Source organism: Arthrobacter saudimassiliensis (assembly GCF_059090665.1).
Genome location: NZ_JBNHFX010000004.1, coordinates 198,630 through 212,834, shown reverse-complemented (window position 1 = coordinate 212,834; position 14,205 = coordinate 198,630). Strand labels below are relative to the sequence as shown.

The following is a 14,205-nucleotide window of genomic DNA, read 5'->3' as shown; positions in this document are numbered from 1 at the left end:
AAAGCGGCCCCGCTGACGCCCTCCGTTCCCCGGCCGGACATCTGCGTGTAACGAGTGTCACCTACTATCCGTACTATTCCCTTTGCAACACCACTCGTATCCTGCCGCACACCGCGGCAACGCAACCGCGGTCCGGGGACCGCTGAGGAGCATGAGGCATGAGACCTTCATCCTGGAAGGCTGTCCTGGGCACCGCCCTGTCGGCGGGCCTGCTCGCCGCGCCGCTGGCGGCGGTGCCCGCCGTCGCGGCCGAGCCGGCGGACGGCGTCATCATCAATGAGGCCTATCTGAGCGGCGGCAGCGCCAATGCTCCGTTCACCCACAAGTTCGTGGAGCTGCACAATCCCACCGACGCTCCGGTCAGCCTGGACGGCTGGTCGCTGCAGTACCGGGCGGCGGGCACGACGGCGGCCCCCACCGGCGTCGCCCGGCTGTCCGGCAGCATCGAGCCCGGCGGCTACTACCTCGTGCAGGGCGCGAGCAACGGCTCGAACGGCGCGCCGCTGCCGGCCGCCGACGCGACCATCGGCGCGAGCTTCTCGGGCAGCGCCGGAACGCTCGTGCTTGCCAGCCAGCCCGCGGCGGTGAATCCGCTGCCCACCGGTTCGGTGACCGATCTTCCGGGCGTGGTGGACCTGCTGGGCTACGGCACCTCCAACACCTTTGAGACAGCTGCCGCCGCAGTGCCGGCCGGCAACTCCGACCCGCGGTCGCTGAACCGCACCGGCGCCGTGGACACGGACAGCAACGCCGCCGACTTCACCCTGAGCAGCACGGTGACGCCGACCAACACCTCCGGCGCCGGCGCCGAGCCTGAGCCGGGGCCTGAACCCACGCCGACGCCCACGCCCACGCAGCCGGCCGACGTCGTCGCGATCGCCGATATCCAGGGCACCGGCGACGCCAGCCCCATGGTCGGCGCCCAGGCCGCCACCCGCGGCAAGGTCACCGCCGTGTACCCGACCGGCGGGTTCAACGGGTACTACATCCAGACACCGGGCACCGGCGGCGAGCTGGGCACGGACCATGCCGCCTCGCACGGCCTGTTCATCTTCTCCGCCGCCACGGTGGGCCAGGTCGCCGTCGGCGACTACGTCCAGGTGAGCGGCACCGTCGGCGAGTACTACGGGCTGACCCAGCTCACCGTCGCCGCCGGCGGCATGAGCAAGCTCGCCGAGCCCGCTCCCGAGGTCAAGCCGGCCGCCGTCACCTGGCCGGCTGACGAAGCGCAGCGCGAAGCCCTCGAAGGCATGCTGCTGGCACCCCAGGGCGAGTTCACCGTCACCGACAACTACACGCTGAACCAGTATGCGGAGATCGGCCTTGCAGCTGGAACCGATCCGCTGGTCCAGCCCACCGCCGTCGCGCCGGTCGGATCGCCTGAGCACGCCGCCGTGGTCGCCGGGAACGCGGCGAAGGCGGTCAAGCTCGACGACGGGGCCTCCACCAACTTCCTGTCCGCCGCCAACCAGGGCAAGCCGCTTCCCTACCTGACGACGGAGGATCCGCTGCGCATCGGCGCGGCCGCCACCTTCACCACGAGCGTGATCCTGGACTACCGCAACAGCGCCTGGAAGTTCCAGCCGCTGACCGAGCTCACGCCCGCCAACGCCGCGGCCGTGCAGCCGGCGGTGTTCGAGGACACCCGCACCGCGGCACCGCAGAGCGTGGGCGGAAACCTGAAGCTCGCCTCGTTCAACGTGCTCAACTACTTCAGCACCACCGGAGACCAGCTCTCCGGCTGCACGTACTACAACGACCGCGCCGGCACCCCGGTGACCGTCCGCGGCGGCTGCGATGCGCGCGGCGCGGCGAACGAGGCCAGCCTTGAACGCCAGCAGGCCAAGATCGTGTCCGCCATCAACGCGCTCGGAGCCGACGTCGTCGGGCTGATGGAGATCGAAAACTCCGCAGCGCTCGGCAAGGACCGCGACACGGCCCTCGCGCACCTGACCGCGGCACTGAACGAGGCCGCCCCCGGCACCTGGGACTACGTCCGCTCGCCGGCGGACCTGCCGGACGCCGAAGACGTCATCCGCACGGCCTTCATCTACCGTACGGCCGCCGCCGAGCCCGTGGGTGAGTCCGTGATCCTCAACGACGAATCCGTGTTCTCCAACGCCCGCGAGCCGCTGGCACAGGCCTTCAAGCCGGCCGGCGGGGCGGACAGCGAGAGCTTCGTGGCGATCGCGAACCACTTCAAGTCCAAGGGCTCGGCTCCGGACTCGGGCGAGAACGCCGACACCGGGCAGGGCGGCTGGAACGCCGACCGGGTCCGGCAGGCCCGCGCGGTCGCGGACTTCGCCGACTCGGTGGCGGCCGACGCCGGCACCGAGCGGGTCTTCCTGCTGGGTGACTTCAACTCCTACGCGGCCGAAGATCCCATGCAGGTGTTCGCCGACGCCGGCTACGTCAACCTCGGCCAGGCCACGGGCAGGCACTCCTACGCCTTCAGCGGCATGGTCGGCTCCCTGGACCATGTGCTGGCGTCACCGGCGGCCGCCCAGGACGTCACCGGCACCGACATCTGGAACATCAACTCCGTGGAGCCGCTGGCCCTGGAGTACAGCCGGTACAACTACAACGTCACCGATTTCCACGCCCCGGATCCCTACCGGTCCTCCGACCACGATCCGATCCTCGTCGGCCTGGACCTGAGCCCGGCCGAGGCGGAGACCACCGAGCTGAACCTGCTGAACATCAACGATTTCCACGGGCGGATCGACGCGAACACCGTGAACTTCGCGGGCACGGTGGAGCAGCTGAAGGCCGCCTCGCCCGAGGGCAGTTCGCTGTTCCTCTCGGCGGGTGACAACATCGGCGCGTCCCTGTTCGCCTCGTCGGTGCAGCAGGACCAGCCGACCCTCGACGTGCTGAACGCGCTCGGGCTGCGCGCCTCGGCGGTGGGCAACCACGAATTCGACGGCGGCTTCGCCGACCTGACCGACCGGGTCGTCCCGGCGTCCGACTTCAGCTACCTCGGCGCCAATGTGTACCGGAAGGGCACGGACACACCGGCCCTGCCCGAGTACACGATCCTGGACGTCAACGGCGTGGACGTCGCCGTGATCGGTGCGGTGACCGAGGAGACCGGTGCCCTGGTCAGCCCCGGCGGCATCGCGGACCTGGAGTTCGGGGACCCGGTGGAAGCGGTCAACCGGGTGGCGGAGCGACTGGCTGCCGACGGCCTGGCCGACGTCATCATCGCCGAGTACCACGAGGGCGCCGGCGCGGGCACCCCCGACGGAGCCACCCTGGAAGAGGAGGTCGCCGGCGGCGGCGCCTTCGCCGGGATCGTCACCGAAACCAGCCCGCTGGTCGATGCGATCTACACCGGCCACACGCACAAGCAGTACGCGTGGGACGCCCCGGTGCCCGGTGCGGACGGCAAGACCCGCCCGGTGGTCCAGACCGGCTCCTACGGCGAATTCATCGGGCAGATCCGCCTCGAGTACGACGAATCGACCGATGAGGTTCTCTCCTACACCGCGGGCAACGTGGCACGGACCGCGGCACCCGCCGCGGAACTGGTCGCCGCCTACCCGGCGGTGGCCGAGGTCCAGCGCATCGTCGACGCCGCCCTGGCCTACGCGGCCGAGGTGGGCAACCAGCCGATCGGTTCGGTGACCGCCGATATCACCACCGCGTTCAACGGCGGCAACCGCGACGACCGCAGCGCCGAGTCCACCCTGGGCAACCTGGTGGCTGACTCGCTGCTGGCCTCGCTGGCCGCACCGGAGCGCGGCGCCGCCGAAATCGGCGTCACCAACCCAGGCGGACTGCGCGCCGAGCTCTACTACGGCGAGGACGGCGTCATCACCTACGCCGAGGCCAATGCGGTGCTTCCGTTCGTCAACAACCTCTGGACCACCACGCTCACCGGCGCGCAGGTCAAGACGATGCTGGAGCAGCAGTGGCAGCCCGAAGGCAGCTCCCGGCCTTTCCTGGCCCTGGGCCTGTCCGACAACGTGACCTACACCTTCGACCCGGACCAGCCGGCCGGCTCCCGGATCCAGACGGTCACCGTCAACGGCGAGCCGCTGGACACCGACCGCTCCTACCGGATCGGCACGTTCAGCTTCCTGGCCCAGGGCGGGGACAACTTCACCGTCTTCCGTGAGGGAACCGATGTCCGCGACACCGGGCTGATCGATCGGGATGCATGGATCAGCTACCTGCAGGCCAACAGCCCGGTCTCCCCGGACTTCGCCCGCCAGGGCGTGCAGGTCCAGGGCGCCCCGTCGGCCCTCACCCCCGGCGCATCCGCCACCTTCTCGGTGGGCCGGCTCGACCTGACCTCGCTCGGCAGCCCCGCCAACACCTCGCTGGCGGCCAGCTTCGTCGATGCCTCAGGCACCACCAGGGCCCTGGGCAGCACGCCGGTCACGGCCGGCAGCGCCGCCGTCACCCTCACCCTGCCGGCGGCGACGGCGGCAGGCGCGGGAACCCTGGTCCTGACGGCCGACCCGTCGGGCACCACGGTCAGCCTGCCGGTGACCGTGGATCAGGCCGAACAGCCGGGACCGGTCTGCCTGGCTCCCTCCAAGCCGCGGCACTGGTGGGATGTCATCGGCTGGCTTCGCTACGCGATTGACTACGCCCGCTATCTGGTCTGCGTCAGCGGCCGGTAGCTCCAGGCTGTGACGGTGCCGCCGGAAGCCCTGCTTCCGGCGGCACCGTCACGTTAAGGGCGTCGGTTGACCCTCCCGCCGGGGGAGGCCGCAGTATCGACATCAGCGGCAGCCATGCCGGCGGAACCAGCAGGAGGAACAGACAGATGATGGGTGTGGGAGAGTTCGCCCAGGCCACCGGCCTCACCGTCAAGGCGCTTCATCTCTACGATGAACGCGGCGTCCTGAACCCGGCCGAGGTGGACCCGCAGTCCGGATACCGCCGCTATGCGGCCGCCCAGCTGCGTGAAGGGCTGCTGCTGAAGGCGCTGCGCGACGTCGGTGTTCCGCTGAGCGATCTCGCCGGCAACGATGTCCGGGAGGCCTTCACCGGGCTTCTCGCGCGGCGGCTGGCGGACATCCAGGCCGAGCGGCGCAGCCAGGACGCGGCGGCGGCGGCAGCCCGGGCCCTCTACCAACGCCTCACGGCGCCAGTGCCGGTGGAACAGCGCCGTGCCGCCGCGCAGCCTTACGCCGCCGCCGTCCTCCGGGTTCCGGACTCGGACGAGGACCCCGAAGCCCTGGACGAGGCGGTCGGCGGCGTGCTCACCGAACTGTGGGAGCGGCTTGAAGCCGAGGACAACCCGCCCACCGGCCCCTTCTGGCTCTCCTTCGGCGGGCCTGCACGGTCCCGCCGGCCGGGCGCGGAACAGTTCCTCACCTGCTGCTGGCCCGTGGCCCGGCAGCCGGACGGCAGGGACTGGACGGCCGGGTCGGCGCTGGCCGGCACGGGGGCACTGCTCGCTCCCGGCACGCTTCCCGACCGGGACGAGCTGTTCCTGCGCTGGCCGCCGGCCGGCGGCGATGCCGCAGCCGACGGCGCCGAGGACCCGGCCGGGCCGCACCCGGCCCTGGCCGCCCTGCTTGAGGCAGTGGAAGCGCGCGGGGATGTCGACCCCGGCCGGCTCCGCCAGGTCACCTTCATGGGCGCCGACGGCGGCCCGGGCGGCGTGGAGCTCTCCTACTCCCTGGCAGGCTGACCGGCCCCCGGGCGGACCCCGTCCTAGGAGCCGGCGGGACTGCTCAGGTCCACGAAGGTGCCGTCCGGGCAGCGCAGGTGGGAAACCACCTGCCCCCAGGGCATCTCCTCCGGCTCCTGCAGCGGTGTTGCCCCGGCGGCAACCGCCTGTTGGAAGGCGGCCGGCACGTCCTCCACCGTCAGCGCCACCTCGCAGGACATTGCGGGGGAGGCTCCTGCTGCAAGGCCTTCAGGCAGATGCCTCTCCCCTGTGCTGTACGAGGCGAAGGCGAGCGCCGTGTCCCCGGTTTCCAGTTCGCCGTAGTCGGCGCCCATGGCCACCCGGGTGGTGAGTCCGAAGGCGCGTTCCATGAACCGTACCGACTGTTCCGCGTCCTCGACGTAGAGAATTGTCTTGGCCAGGCGCATGTGGCTTCCCCTTTCGCAGGTGTCGACTCAGTCAGCAGGGTAGGGCCCGGATCGTCCGTGGTCCACGGTGCGCGGGCCGGGTACGCGCGCAGCACGCAACAGCTGGCGGCCGCGCCGCGGCTCTGCCCGTTCCGGGCCCTGCCGCCGTGCGGCCCTATGCCGGTCCCGGCTGGAGGGGAGCCGGATCGGCTTCGTGGGTGGCGCGGACGGCGTCCTCGAGCACGTCGGCGGGGTCCTCCCGCCGCCCGTGGGCGGCCAGCTGCCGCACTGCGCCGGTGCCGTCCCGCAGGATCCCGGCCACAATCGCCTCGACGGCGGTGTCCTCCGCCCATTCGGCCAGGACGGGCCGGACTTCGTCCAGCAGCTGCGCCACGACGTCGCCGGCCGGCGCCGGGCGCCCGGTGGAGGGGCTGATCAGCTGCCCGCCGACCCCGGCGCGGCTCGCCTGCCAGGACCAGATCTGCAGTTCGGCGGCGCTGACGGCCAGCGGATCGGAGCCGGAGCGCCAGGCCCGGATGGCTGTTTCCACCAGCCCGCGGACCAGCGCGGCAATGCCCGCTGCATGCCCGGCGTCCATGCAGACGTCGGCTATCCGCACCTCCAGCGTGGGCACGTGCCGGGACAGGCGCGCATCGAAGTACATCATGCCCTTGTCCAGCGGCACGGCAGAGGCCATGAGCAGCTCGACGTGCCGGTCGTAAGCCGCCGGTGAGCCGAACAGCGGCGGCGGGCCCGCCGTCGGCCAGCGGCTCCAGGCCTGGTAGCGGTAGCTGCTGTAGCCGGAGTCGCGGCCGTTCCAGAACGGGGAGTTGCCGCTGAGCGCCAGCAGCACCGGCAGCCAGTGGCGGATCCGGTCCAGTGCCGCGATGCCCTCATCCTGCGAGCTGATCCCCACATGCACATGGAACCCGCAGGTCAGCTGTTCCTGAAGCAGCAGGCCGAAACGCTCCTGCATCCGACGGTAGCGCTGGTGCGGAACCAGGTGCGGTCGCAGGATTCCGGGGGCCGTGGCCACCGCCACGGCCCGGGCGCCCACCAGGGCGGCGGCGGCATCGGCGAGCGCACGGCCCCTGCGGATGGAGTCCAGCTGGGCGGCCAGGCTGATCTGCGGCGGTCCGGCAATCTCGATCTGTTCCTGCTGCACTTCCAGCGTCAGATCGAAGCCCTCCGACCCGGGACCGGCAACGGCGCCGGCGGCGTGCACCGCCTCCTGAGCCACGGGGATCGGCTCATAGCTGCGGGCGTCGACGAGGAGCAGTTCCTCCTCGACGCCGAAGGTGCGGATCGGGGAGTCCGAAAACGGTGGATAAGCAGGCATGGCGGGGCCTCCCAGGGGGACCGGTGAGCTGCCTTCTGAACTCAGGGCCCGAGCTTAGCACCGCGCGCCCGGGCCGGCCGCCTGTCCGGGGCCACCCCCTACGGGATACGGTAAGCACACTGATCATTCGGCGGCACCGCGGCAGGTTTCCCCCGCCTCATCGGAAGAAAGGCACGCCATGACTGATCCCGCGTCCCTGCCTCAGGACGTTCCCCTGCATCCCAGCGAACGACGACGGCGCGTCGCCGGCCCGGGGGCCGACCTGGCCGTCTTCGAATACGGTCCCGACCCGGGCCCGGACGTACCGGAGGTGCTCCTGGTGCACGGCTATCCGGACGACCACACCATGTGGGGTCCGGTGATCCACGAACTGGCCGCCGACCACCACGTCATCAGCTACGACACGCGCAACGCCGGAGGCTCCCGGACCACCGGGACCGGGCTGGCCGCGTTCCGGCTGCCGCTGCTCGTGGAGGACCTCTACGCCGTCCTGGACGCCGCGGCCGCCGGTCCGGTGCACCTGGTCGGCCACGACTGGGGCTCCATCCAGGGCTGGGCCGCCGCCCGGGACCCGCGCGCACCCGGGCGGCTGCTGGACTACACCAGCATCTCCGGCCCGGACCTGCTGCACTTCCGGCGCTGGTTTGCGCAGCGGCTGCGGACACCCAGGGGCTGGCCCGACGCCCTCCAGCAGGCCCTGCGCAGCTCCTATGTCGCCGGGTTCCAGATCCCGGGGCTGCCTGAACTGCTCTTTTCGGCCCTCGGGGCGCGCCTGTACGAGCGGGCCTCCGGGCGGCCGGTCCGCCGCAACCCGCAGCGCGGGCTGGCCCTGTACCGGGCGAACATGGCCGGCGCTCCCACAGATGCCGTGCGGGACGCACCCGTCCAGGTTCCGGTGCACGTGGTGGTTCCGCTGCGGGACCCGTTCCTGTCGCCCCGGCTGAACCAGGGCGTCACGGCGTTCGCGCCGCTGGCCCGCTTCACCGCGGTCGACGCCGGTCACTGGTGGCCGGCGACCCACGCATCGGAGCTGGCAGGCATGATCCGCGTCGCATCCGCACTGGCAGAATAGAGACAAGGCCTGGAGGCGCACCCCGCCTCCCTGCTCACCGGGGGGATGAGTTCAGTGGGAATGCCGCGGCCCCGACGCGGGTTTACACGACCACAGGCCGTTACCCAACCCCACAAGGAGATGGCTCATGACAACCCAGGTCGCATCGACCAACCCGGCAGAGACCGGCTGGATTCCCGCTGAACAGTTCATCGGCGGACAGTGGCGTGAAGGCCGCTCGGAGAAGGTCCTCACCGATACCAACCCCTTCACCGGGCAGGACCTGCTCACCATGCGCCAGGCCTCCCGTGAGGACCTCCACGAGGCGTACACCGCCGCCGCCGAGGCGCAGAAGCAGTGGGCGGCGCAGCCCCCCGCTGCCCGCCGCAAGGTGATTGAGCGTGCCGCCGAGATTCTCGACGAGCGCCGGGAAGAGATCATCGCCTGGCTGGCCGCCGAGTCCGGTTCCACCGTGCTGAAGTCGAACATCGAGGTGGACTCCGCCATCGCGATCACCCGCGAGTCGGCCACTTTCCCGCACCGAGTCAGCGGCCGCATCCTCGATTCCGACGTCCCGGGCAAGGAGGCCCGCGTGTACCGCGGCCCGCTCGGCGTCGTCGGGGTCATCAGCCCCTGGAACTTCCCGCTGCACCTTTCCGAGCGCTCGGTGGCGCCGGCGCTGGCCCTCGGCAACGCCGTCGTCCTGAAGCCGGCCAGCGACACCCCCGTGACCGGCGGGCTGATCCTGGCCAAGGTGTTCGAGGAGGCCGGCCTGCCCGCGGGCGTGCTGAGCGTCGTCGTCGGCTCCGGCTCGGAGATCGGTGACGCGTTCGTGGAGCACCCGGTGCCGAAGCTGATCTCCTTCACCGGCTCCACTCCGGTGGGCAAGAACGTCGGTGCCCTGGCCGCCAGCGGCGCCACGCTCAAGCACGTGGCGCTGGAGCTCGGCGGCAACGGCCCGTTCGTGGTCCTCGCCGATGCCGACGTCGACCAGGCGGTCCGGGCGGCGGCGATGGGCAAGTTCCTGCACCAGGGCCAGATCTGCATGGCGATCAACCGGATCATCGTCGAGGCTCCGGTCTACGACGAGTTCGTCGAGAAGTTCGCCGCCCATGTGCGCGGCATCAAGGCCGGCGACCCGACCGATCCGCAGAACGTGGTGGGCCCGATCATCAACGCCGGCCAGCTCGAAGGCCTGCAGGAGAAGATCCGCCTCGCGCAGGAGGAAGGGGCCCGGCTGGTCGTCGAGGGCTCCGTGGACGGGCAGGTCCTCTCCCCGTACGTGTTCGCCGATGTCACCAACGACATGGAGCTGGCCCGGGAGGAAATCTTCGGCCCGATCGCCGGCATCCAGCGCGCCGACGACGCCGAGCACGCCCTGGCCCTGGCCAACGACACCGATCTGGGCCTCTCCAGCGCCGTGTTCACCTCCGACCTGGACCGCGGCGTCGAGTTCGCCAAGCGCATGCGCGCCGGCATGACCCACGTCAACGACATCACCGTCCAGGACGAGTCGCACATCGCGTTCGGCGGTGAGAAGAACTCCGGGCTCGGCCGCTTCAACGGCGAGTGGGCGCTGGAGGAATTCACCACCGACCACACCATCACCATCCAGCGCACTCCGCGCCAGTACCCGATCTAGGTCACTGACGTACGACGACGGCGGCCCGTTCCCTTCGCAGGGAGCGGGCCGCCGTCGTCGTACGGTCAGGCTAGGATGCGGAGACCGGCCCGCGAACTGCGGGCCAGCAATGGGGGAAAGACAATGCCTGGTTCTGTCACACGCACCGCCGTGCGCGCGGCCGCATGTTCACTGCTGATCGCGGGGTCGGTGCTGCTGACCTCCTGCGGCCGGGATGAGGCGCCGGCCGCCGGCCCCTCCACGGCTGCAGGGACGCCCTCCGGCACGCCCGCGCCGACGGCGTCCGCCCCAGCCCCGAGCGCCTCCGAACCGCCCGCCTCCGCAGAGCCGGCGCCGGCCGACCCGACAACGGTGACCACGCCCAACGGGCTGCACAGCTTCTCGGTTCCGGCCGGCTGGAGTGCGGTGGAAGCCGAACCCCGCCCAGTTCCGGCCCACGCCGTCGGGTATGTGACTCCGGCGGCCTTCACCATCCTGAACGAGGCCGGACGCCCGGTGGCGTCCTTCTACAGCGGCATTCCGGGGGACGGCGCCGGCATGCCCAGCCCCGGGCACGTCCTGTACGACGCGCAGGCGCTTCCCGGTTATCTGGACAGGTTCGGCCGGCAGGTGTACTTCCAGTTCGAGTCGCGGCCCGTGTGGGAGACCGGCGGCCGGGGCTACCACGTCCAGCTGGAGCCCGGCCCGCTCCCCCAGGTCACCGGCGATGACCGGGGACCGGATTACGGGACCTTCTACTCAGCCGACGGCGGAGTCAGCTTCACGGCCGTGCCGGACCCGACGGCGGTTGCCGACGACGCCGCCGCGGAGGCCTGGATGGGCAGCGACGAGTATCGGCTGCTCAAGGACATGATGCTCTCGCTGACGTTCCACGGCTGACGCCGCCCTGACGCCGCCCCGCCGTCGTGTCCGGGGCGAGAGGTGTCAGTTTCCGATCCGGGCCACCAAGCGGCCAAGGACCTGGTTGTTCTTCAGACGGTCCAGGCCTTCTCCGATGGCGTCGAAGGGAATCTCTTCATATGCGGGCCGGATTTCCCCCCGGAGCATGAGGTCGAAAACCTCCTCGATGTCCTGCACCGTGCCGCCGAGCGACCCTTCGATTGATTTCCCGAGGATGCTGTTGGTCGCCACCGTGAAGGTTGGCCGGCCGAGGCCGACCTGGACGACCTTGCCGCCGCGTTTCAGGGCGTTCACTGCCTTCTGGGTAGTGTCGAATCCGGCGTAGTCGACAATCAGGTCGAAGGATCCGCCCGCCATCGGGTTGGCGTCGGCGGGCACCCATTCCGCCGCGTCCCTGACGCACGACACCACACCGGCCTCATAGGCGTTGGGCCAGGCCTCGTCCTTCATCTCCGCAACATGGACCTCCGCCCCGGCGAGGACCGCGGCGCGGGCGCCGATCTGGCCCAGGCCGCCGAACCCGATCACTCCCACCTTCATGCCCTTCGTGGCGCCGCCGACCTTGATCATGGCGTGGTACGAGGTCATGCCGGCGTCGGTGGCCAGAGCTGCCAGGGAAAGGTCCAGGCCTTCCGGCACCCGCGCGAGGTCCCGGTAGTCGGCGGCAAGTTTGTCCGCGAAACCGCCGGGGGTGAACATGCCGAGGGGAGGCTGGACGCCGGAGGAACAGACGCCGACCACGTCGCCCACTGCGAAACCTACGACCTCGGACCCGAGCGCGGTGATCACGCCCGCATTTTCGTGTCCCTGCGTCATGGGCAGGAACGGCATGGTCGAGTCTCCGACCTCCATGTACATCACGTCCGAGTGGCACAGGCCGGCCGCCAACACGTCGATGATGACCTGAGTGGGGGCGGGAACCGGTTCGGGGACTTCGTTCAGCTGGATCGGCTTGCGGTTGCCTTCGTACTGCCACGCTTTCAAGGGCGGACCTTCTTTCTGCACAGAACGCCGGAGCGCCTGCGCTCCTGCGTCACACCAAGGAAAGGCAGGCCACGTCAAACCCGCCCCACCTCCACGGTATGTCTGCGGCTTCACCCTCGCCCGGGGGTTTCGCACGCTGCGGAGCGCTGGCGTGCCGGGGCCGCCAGCCGTCCCCGCGCTGTTACTCTGCGACAAACCAACAAGGCCCGCCGGCCGGTCAGCCGGTCCGCGCTTCCCCCAGCGCCGCGGCTCAGGCCAGCGCGGCCGGTTCCGGTGCGGCGTCCGCCGTTTCCTGTCCGTCTCCGGTACCGGCCAGCAGCGCGGCGGCGATGTCGTCGGCGTCGCGCAGGGTGCGGGAGCCTGCCGCGGCCGGCGCTCCGGCCTCCGCGGCGATCGCGGTGCCCCACTGCACCGAGGACAGCTGCAGGCCAAGCACGTACAGGTTCTGCTGCGGTTCGCCGCTGACGCCCACCGGCCGGTACGGCGGCGGCGTGACATCCAGGCCGGGGGTCAGCACCGGGGTGCCGGTGGCGGACATCATCACCTTGGGCCGGGCCAGCCCGTCCCGCAGCAGCGAGCCGAGCAGCGGGCTGCCGGTCCGCTCGACCCGGTTGGGCGGCATCATCGCCTCCAGCAGCACGCGGGCGGTGTGCCGGGTACCTACCCAGGGCGACGCCGCGGTGAACAGCCCGGCCGCCTCATCGACGTCAAAGCGCGGATCCGGCCCGACGAAGCGCACCAGCCCGGCGCGGGTCAGGGCCGCGAGCTGCTCGATCCGCTGCGGCGGGGGCCCGCTGGCCAGGCCTTCGACCAGCGGCTCGAACCAGCCGCGCAGCTCGGCGAGCCAGGATTCCTCGGCCAGGCCGCCGTCGGCCACCACTTCCTTCAGGACGCTGCGGCCGGCGTTGAACGCGCCGATCGCCATCTTCAGCGGGTCGTCCTCCCCGGCCGCCGAGCCCGCGGCGTCGTCCTCGAGATACGCCAGCACCGCGGCGTCGAGCTCTTCGGCGCCGGCGTAGGGCCGGCGGCCCAGCGGCTGGGCGAGGGCCTCGAGGTTGGTGCGGTGGGCGTCCGGTACATACCGCCCGAGCACGTCCTCCTTGGCGGCGTCCCAGGCGGGGCCGGGAACATCCAGCGCGGCCTGCAGCTCGGTGAGGAAGTCCGAAGCGCCGCCGCGCAGGGCCCCGGGCCGGACCCGGGCCAGCGTGCCGTAGTAGGCCCAGACCGCGTCCCGGTGCAGCAGCGGCCAGAGGTCATGGTCGAAACCCGGGTTCAGGCCGCGCCGGGTCAGCCGCGACGCGGCCTCCCGGGTCAGGTACCGCAGCCGGACGCTGCGGGGGATGTAGCTGTCCAGCAGCGCCTTGGCCCGGTAGGGCGTGCCGCGGCGGGAGGCGGCCAGCAGCAGCGGTTCCCGCCCGGAGGGCTCGTAGCGCAGGGCACGGCCCGGGCCGTGGCCGGTGGGCAGGAAACGGCCCCCGCGGCCTTCGGTGACCTGCACCATCAGGTCGAAGAAGTTCAGACCGAGCCCGCGCACCAGCACCGGTTCGCCCTCGGGCAGCCGGGAAAAGTCGACGTCGCCCGGAACCGCGGGCGGAAAGTAGTCCAGGCCGTGCCGCTGCGCTGCGGCCCGCAGCCGCTCCTGCTCCGCGCTCAGGTCCGCCGGCACGTGCCCCAGGGCGAGCACGACGGCGTCGGCGTCAAGCTGCGCGCCGCCGGACAGCTCCACGGTGAACCCGGCGCCCCGCCGCTGCAGGTGCAGCGCCTCGGCCCGTTCGTGGCGCAGTTCGACGCCGTCGGCCCGGGCGGCGTCGAACAGCCGGTGCCAGGTCCACTGCAGGTAGCGGCCGTACAGGGCGCGGCTGGGGAAATCGGCGGAGGTGAGCCCGGCAAGCTCCGCCCGGTCTCCGTCGCTGAGCTGCGGGGCTGGGGCCGAGCGCATCAGCTCCCGCCATCCGTCAAAGGACAGCCCGGCCGGCGACGGCGGCATCTCCGCGGCGGTGGGCCCGGCCGGCACCACGGTGGGAAACAGGGCGGGCGTGTTCATCAGGAACAGCCGGGACTGGTCGGTGCGCCAGACATGGCCGGGCCCGGGGTCGTAAGGGTCCACCAGGACTATCCGCAGGGCGGGCCGCGCCGCCTCGGGCAGCACCCGGCGCCGGGAGAGCAGGCGGTCCACCACGGAGAGTCCCCGCGGTCCGGCGCCGACGACGGCGATCCGGGTGATCTGCGTGTTCTCCATGCTCCTAGGGTATC

9 protein-coding genes are annotated in these 14,205 nt (G+C 71.3%); 5 read left to right on the top strand and 4 right to left on the bottom strand.

What is annotated here, in order from left to right; all coding sequences use genetic code 11:
* Positions 1-158: 158 nt before the first annotated feature.
* Both AC5RV6_RS15685 and AC5RV6_RS15680 read left to right on the top strand, forming a co-directional pair.
* Entirely contained in the window at positions 159-4,631 is a 4,473-nt protein-coding gene (locus AC5RV6_RS15685) for an ExeM/NucH family extracellular endonuclease (RefSeq protein WP_494008288.1), read from the top strand.
* Between the two features lie 146 nt (positions 4,632-4,777).
* A complete protein-coding gene (locus AC5RV6_RS15680; protein ID WP_494008287.1) occupies positions 4,778-5,650 on the top strand; it encodes a MerR family DNA-binding transcriptional regulator in 873 nt (290 codons plus the stop codon).
* Positions 5,651-5,673: 23 nt separating this feature from the next.
* Here the strand turns inward: AC5RV6_RS15680 and AC5RV6_RS15675 are convergent, their stop codons facing one another.
* Positions 5,674-6,057, bottom strand: a complete 384-nt coding sequence (locus AC5RV6_RS15675) for a VOC family protein (RefSeq protein ID WP_494008286.1) — start codon at positions 6,055-6,057, stop codon at positions 5,674-5,676.
* 154 nt (positions 6,058-6,211) lie between these two features.
* Positions 6,212-7,375: a glutamate--cysteine ligase gene (locus tag AC5RV6_RS15670; protein WP_494008285.1), complete on the bottom strand. Its 1,164-nt coding sequence runs from the start codon at positions 7,373-7,375 to the stop codon at positions 6,212-6,214.
* 178 nt (positions 7,376-7,553) lie between these two features.
* Between AC5RV6_RS15670 and AC5RV6_RS15665 the strand changes: the two genes are divergently transcribed.
* The 3 genes from AC5RV6_RS15665 to AC5RV6_RS15655 all read left to right on the top strand — a co-directional run bounded on the left by AC5RV6_RS15665 (position 7,554) and on the right by AC5RV6_RS15655 (position 10,947).
* Positions 7,554-8,447: an alpha/beta fold hydrolase gene (locus tag AC5RV6_RS15665; RefSeq protein ID WP_494008284.1), complete on the top strand. Its 894-nt coding sequence runs from the start codon at positions 7,554-7,556 to the stop codon at positions 8,445-8,447.
* Between the two features lie 127 nt (positions 8,448-8,574).
* Complete coding sequence (locus AC5RV6_RS15660; RefSeq protein WP_494008283.1) at positions 8,575-10,068, top strand: aldehyde dehydrogenase family protein; 1,494 nt, start codon at positions 8,575-8,577, stop codon at positions 10,066-10,068.
* A gap of 123 nt (positions 10,069-10,191) precedes the next feature.
* A complete protein-coding gene (locus tag AC5RV6_RS15655) occupies positions 10,192-10,947 on the top strand; it encodes a hypothetical protein (RefSeq protein WP_494008282.1) in 756 nt (251 codons plus the stop codon).
* A 45-nt stretch (positions 10,948-10,992) separates the two neighbouring features.
* Here AC5RV6_RS15655 and AC5RV6_RS15650 read toward each other — a convergent pair whose 3' ends face one another.
* Together AC5RV6_RS15650 and AC5RV6_RS15645 are read right to left on the bottom strand one after the other, a co-directional pair.
* Complete coding sequence (locus AC5RV6_RS15650; RefSeq protein ID WP_494008281.1) at positions 10,993-11,952, bottom strand: zinc-binding dehydrogenase; 960 nt, start codon at positions 11,950-11,952, stop codon at positions 10,993-10,995.
* A 250-nt stretch (positions 11,953-12,202) separates the two neighbouring features.
* Positions 12,203-14,191 (bottom strand): FAD/NAD(P)-binding protein, encoded by a 1,989-nt coding sequence (locus AC5RV6_RS15645; RefSeq protein ID WP_494008280.1) that lies wholly within the window; start codon positions 14,189-14,191, stop codon positions 12,203-12,205.
* Positions 14,192-14,205: the final 14 nt, after the last annotated feature.

Coding starts and splice junctions, on each gene's coding strand:
- AC5RV6_RS15685 (WP_494008288.1), top strand. CDS start 159: ATGAGACCTTCATCCTGGAAGGCTGTCCTGGGCACCGCCCTGTCGGCG.
- AC5RV6_RS15680 (WP_494008287.1), top strand. CDS start 4,778: ATGATGGGTGTGGGAGAGTTCGCCCAGGCCACCGGCCTCACCGTCAAG.
- AC5RV6_RS15675 (WP_494008286.1), bottom strand. CDS start 6,057: ATGCGCCTGGCCAAGACAATTCTCTACGTCGAGGACGCGGAACAGTCG.
- AC5RV6_RS15670 (WP_494008285.1), bottom strand. CDS start 7,375: ATGCCTGCTTATCCACCGTTTTCGGACTCCCCGATCCGCACCTTCGGC.
- AC5RV6_RS15665 (WP_494008284.1), top strand. CDS start 7,554: ATGACTGATCCCGCGTCCCTGCCTCAGGACGTTCCCCTGCATCCCAGC.
- AC5RV6_RS15660 (WP_494008283.1), top strand. CDS start 8,575: ATGACAACCCAGGTCGCATCGACCAACCCGGCAGAGACCGGCTGGATT.
- AC5RV6_RS15655 (WP_494008282.1), top strand. CDS start 10,192: ATGCCTGGTTCTGTCACACGCACCGCCGTGCGCGCGGCCGCATGTTCA.
- AC5RV6_RS15645 (WP_494008280.1), bottom strand. CDS start 14,191: ATGGAGAACACGCAGATCACCCGGATCGCCGTCGTCGGCGCCGGACCG.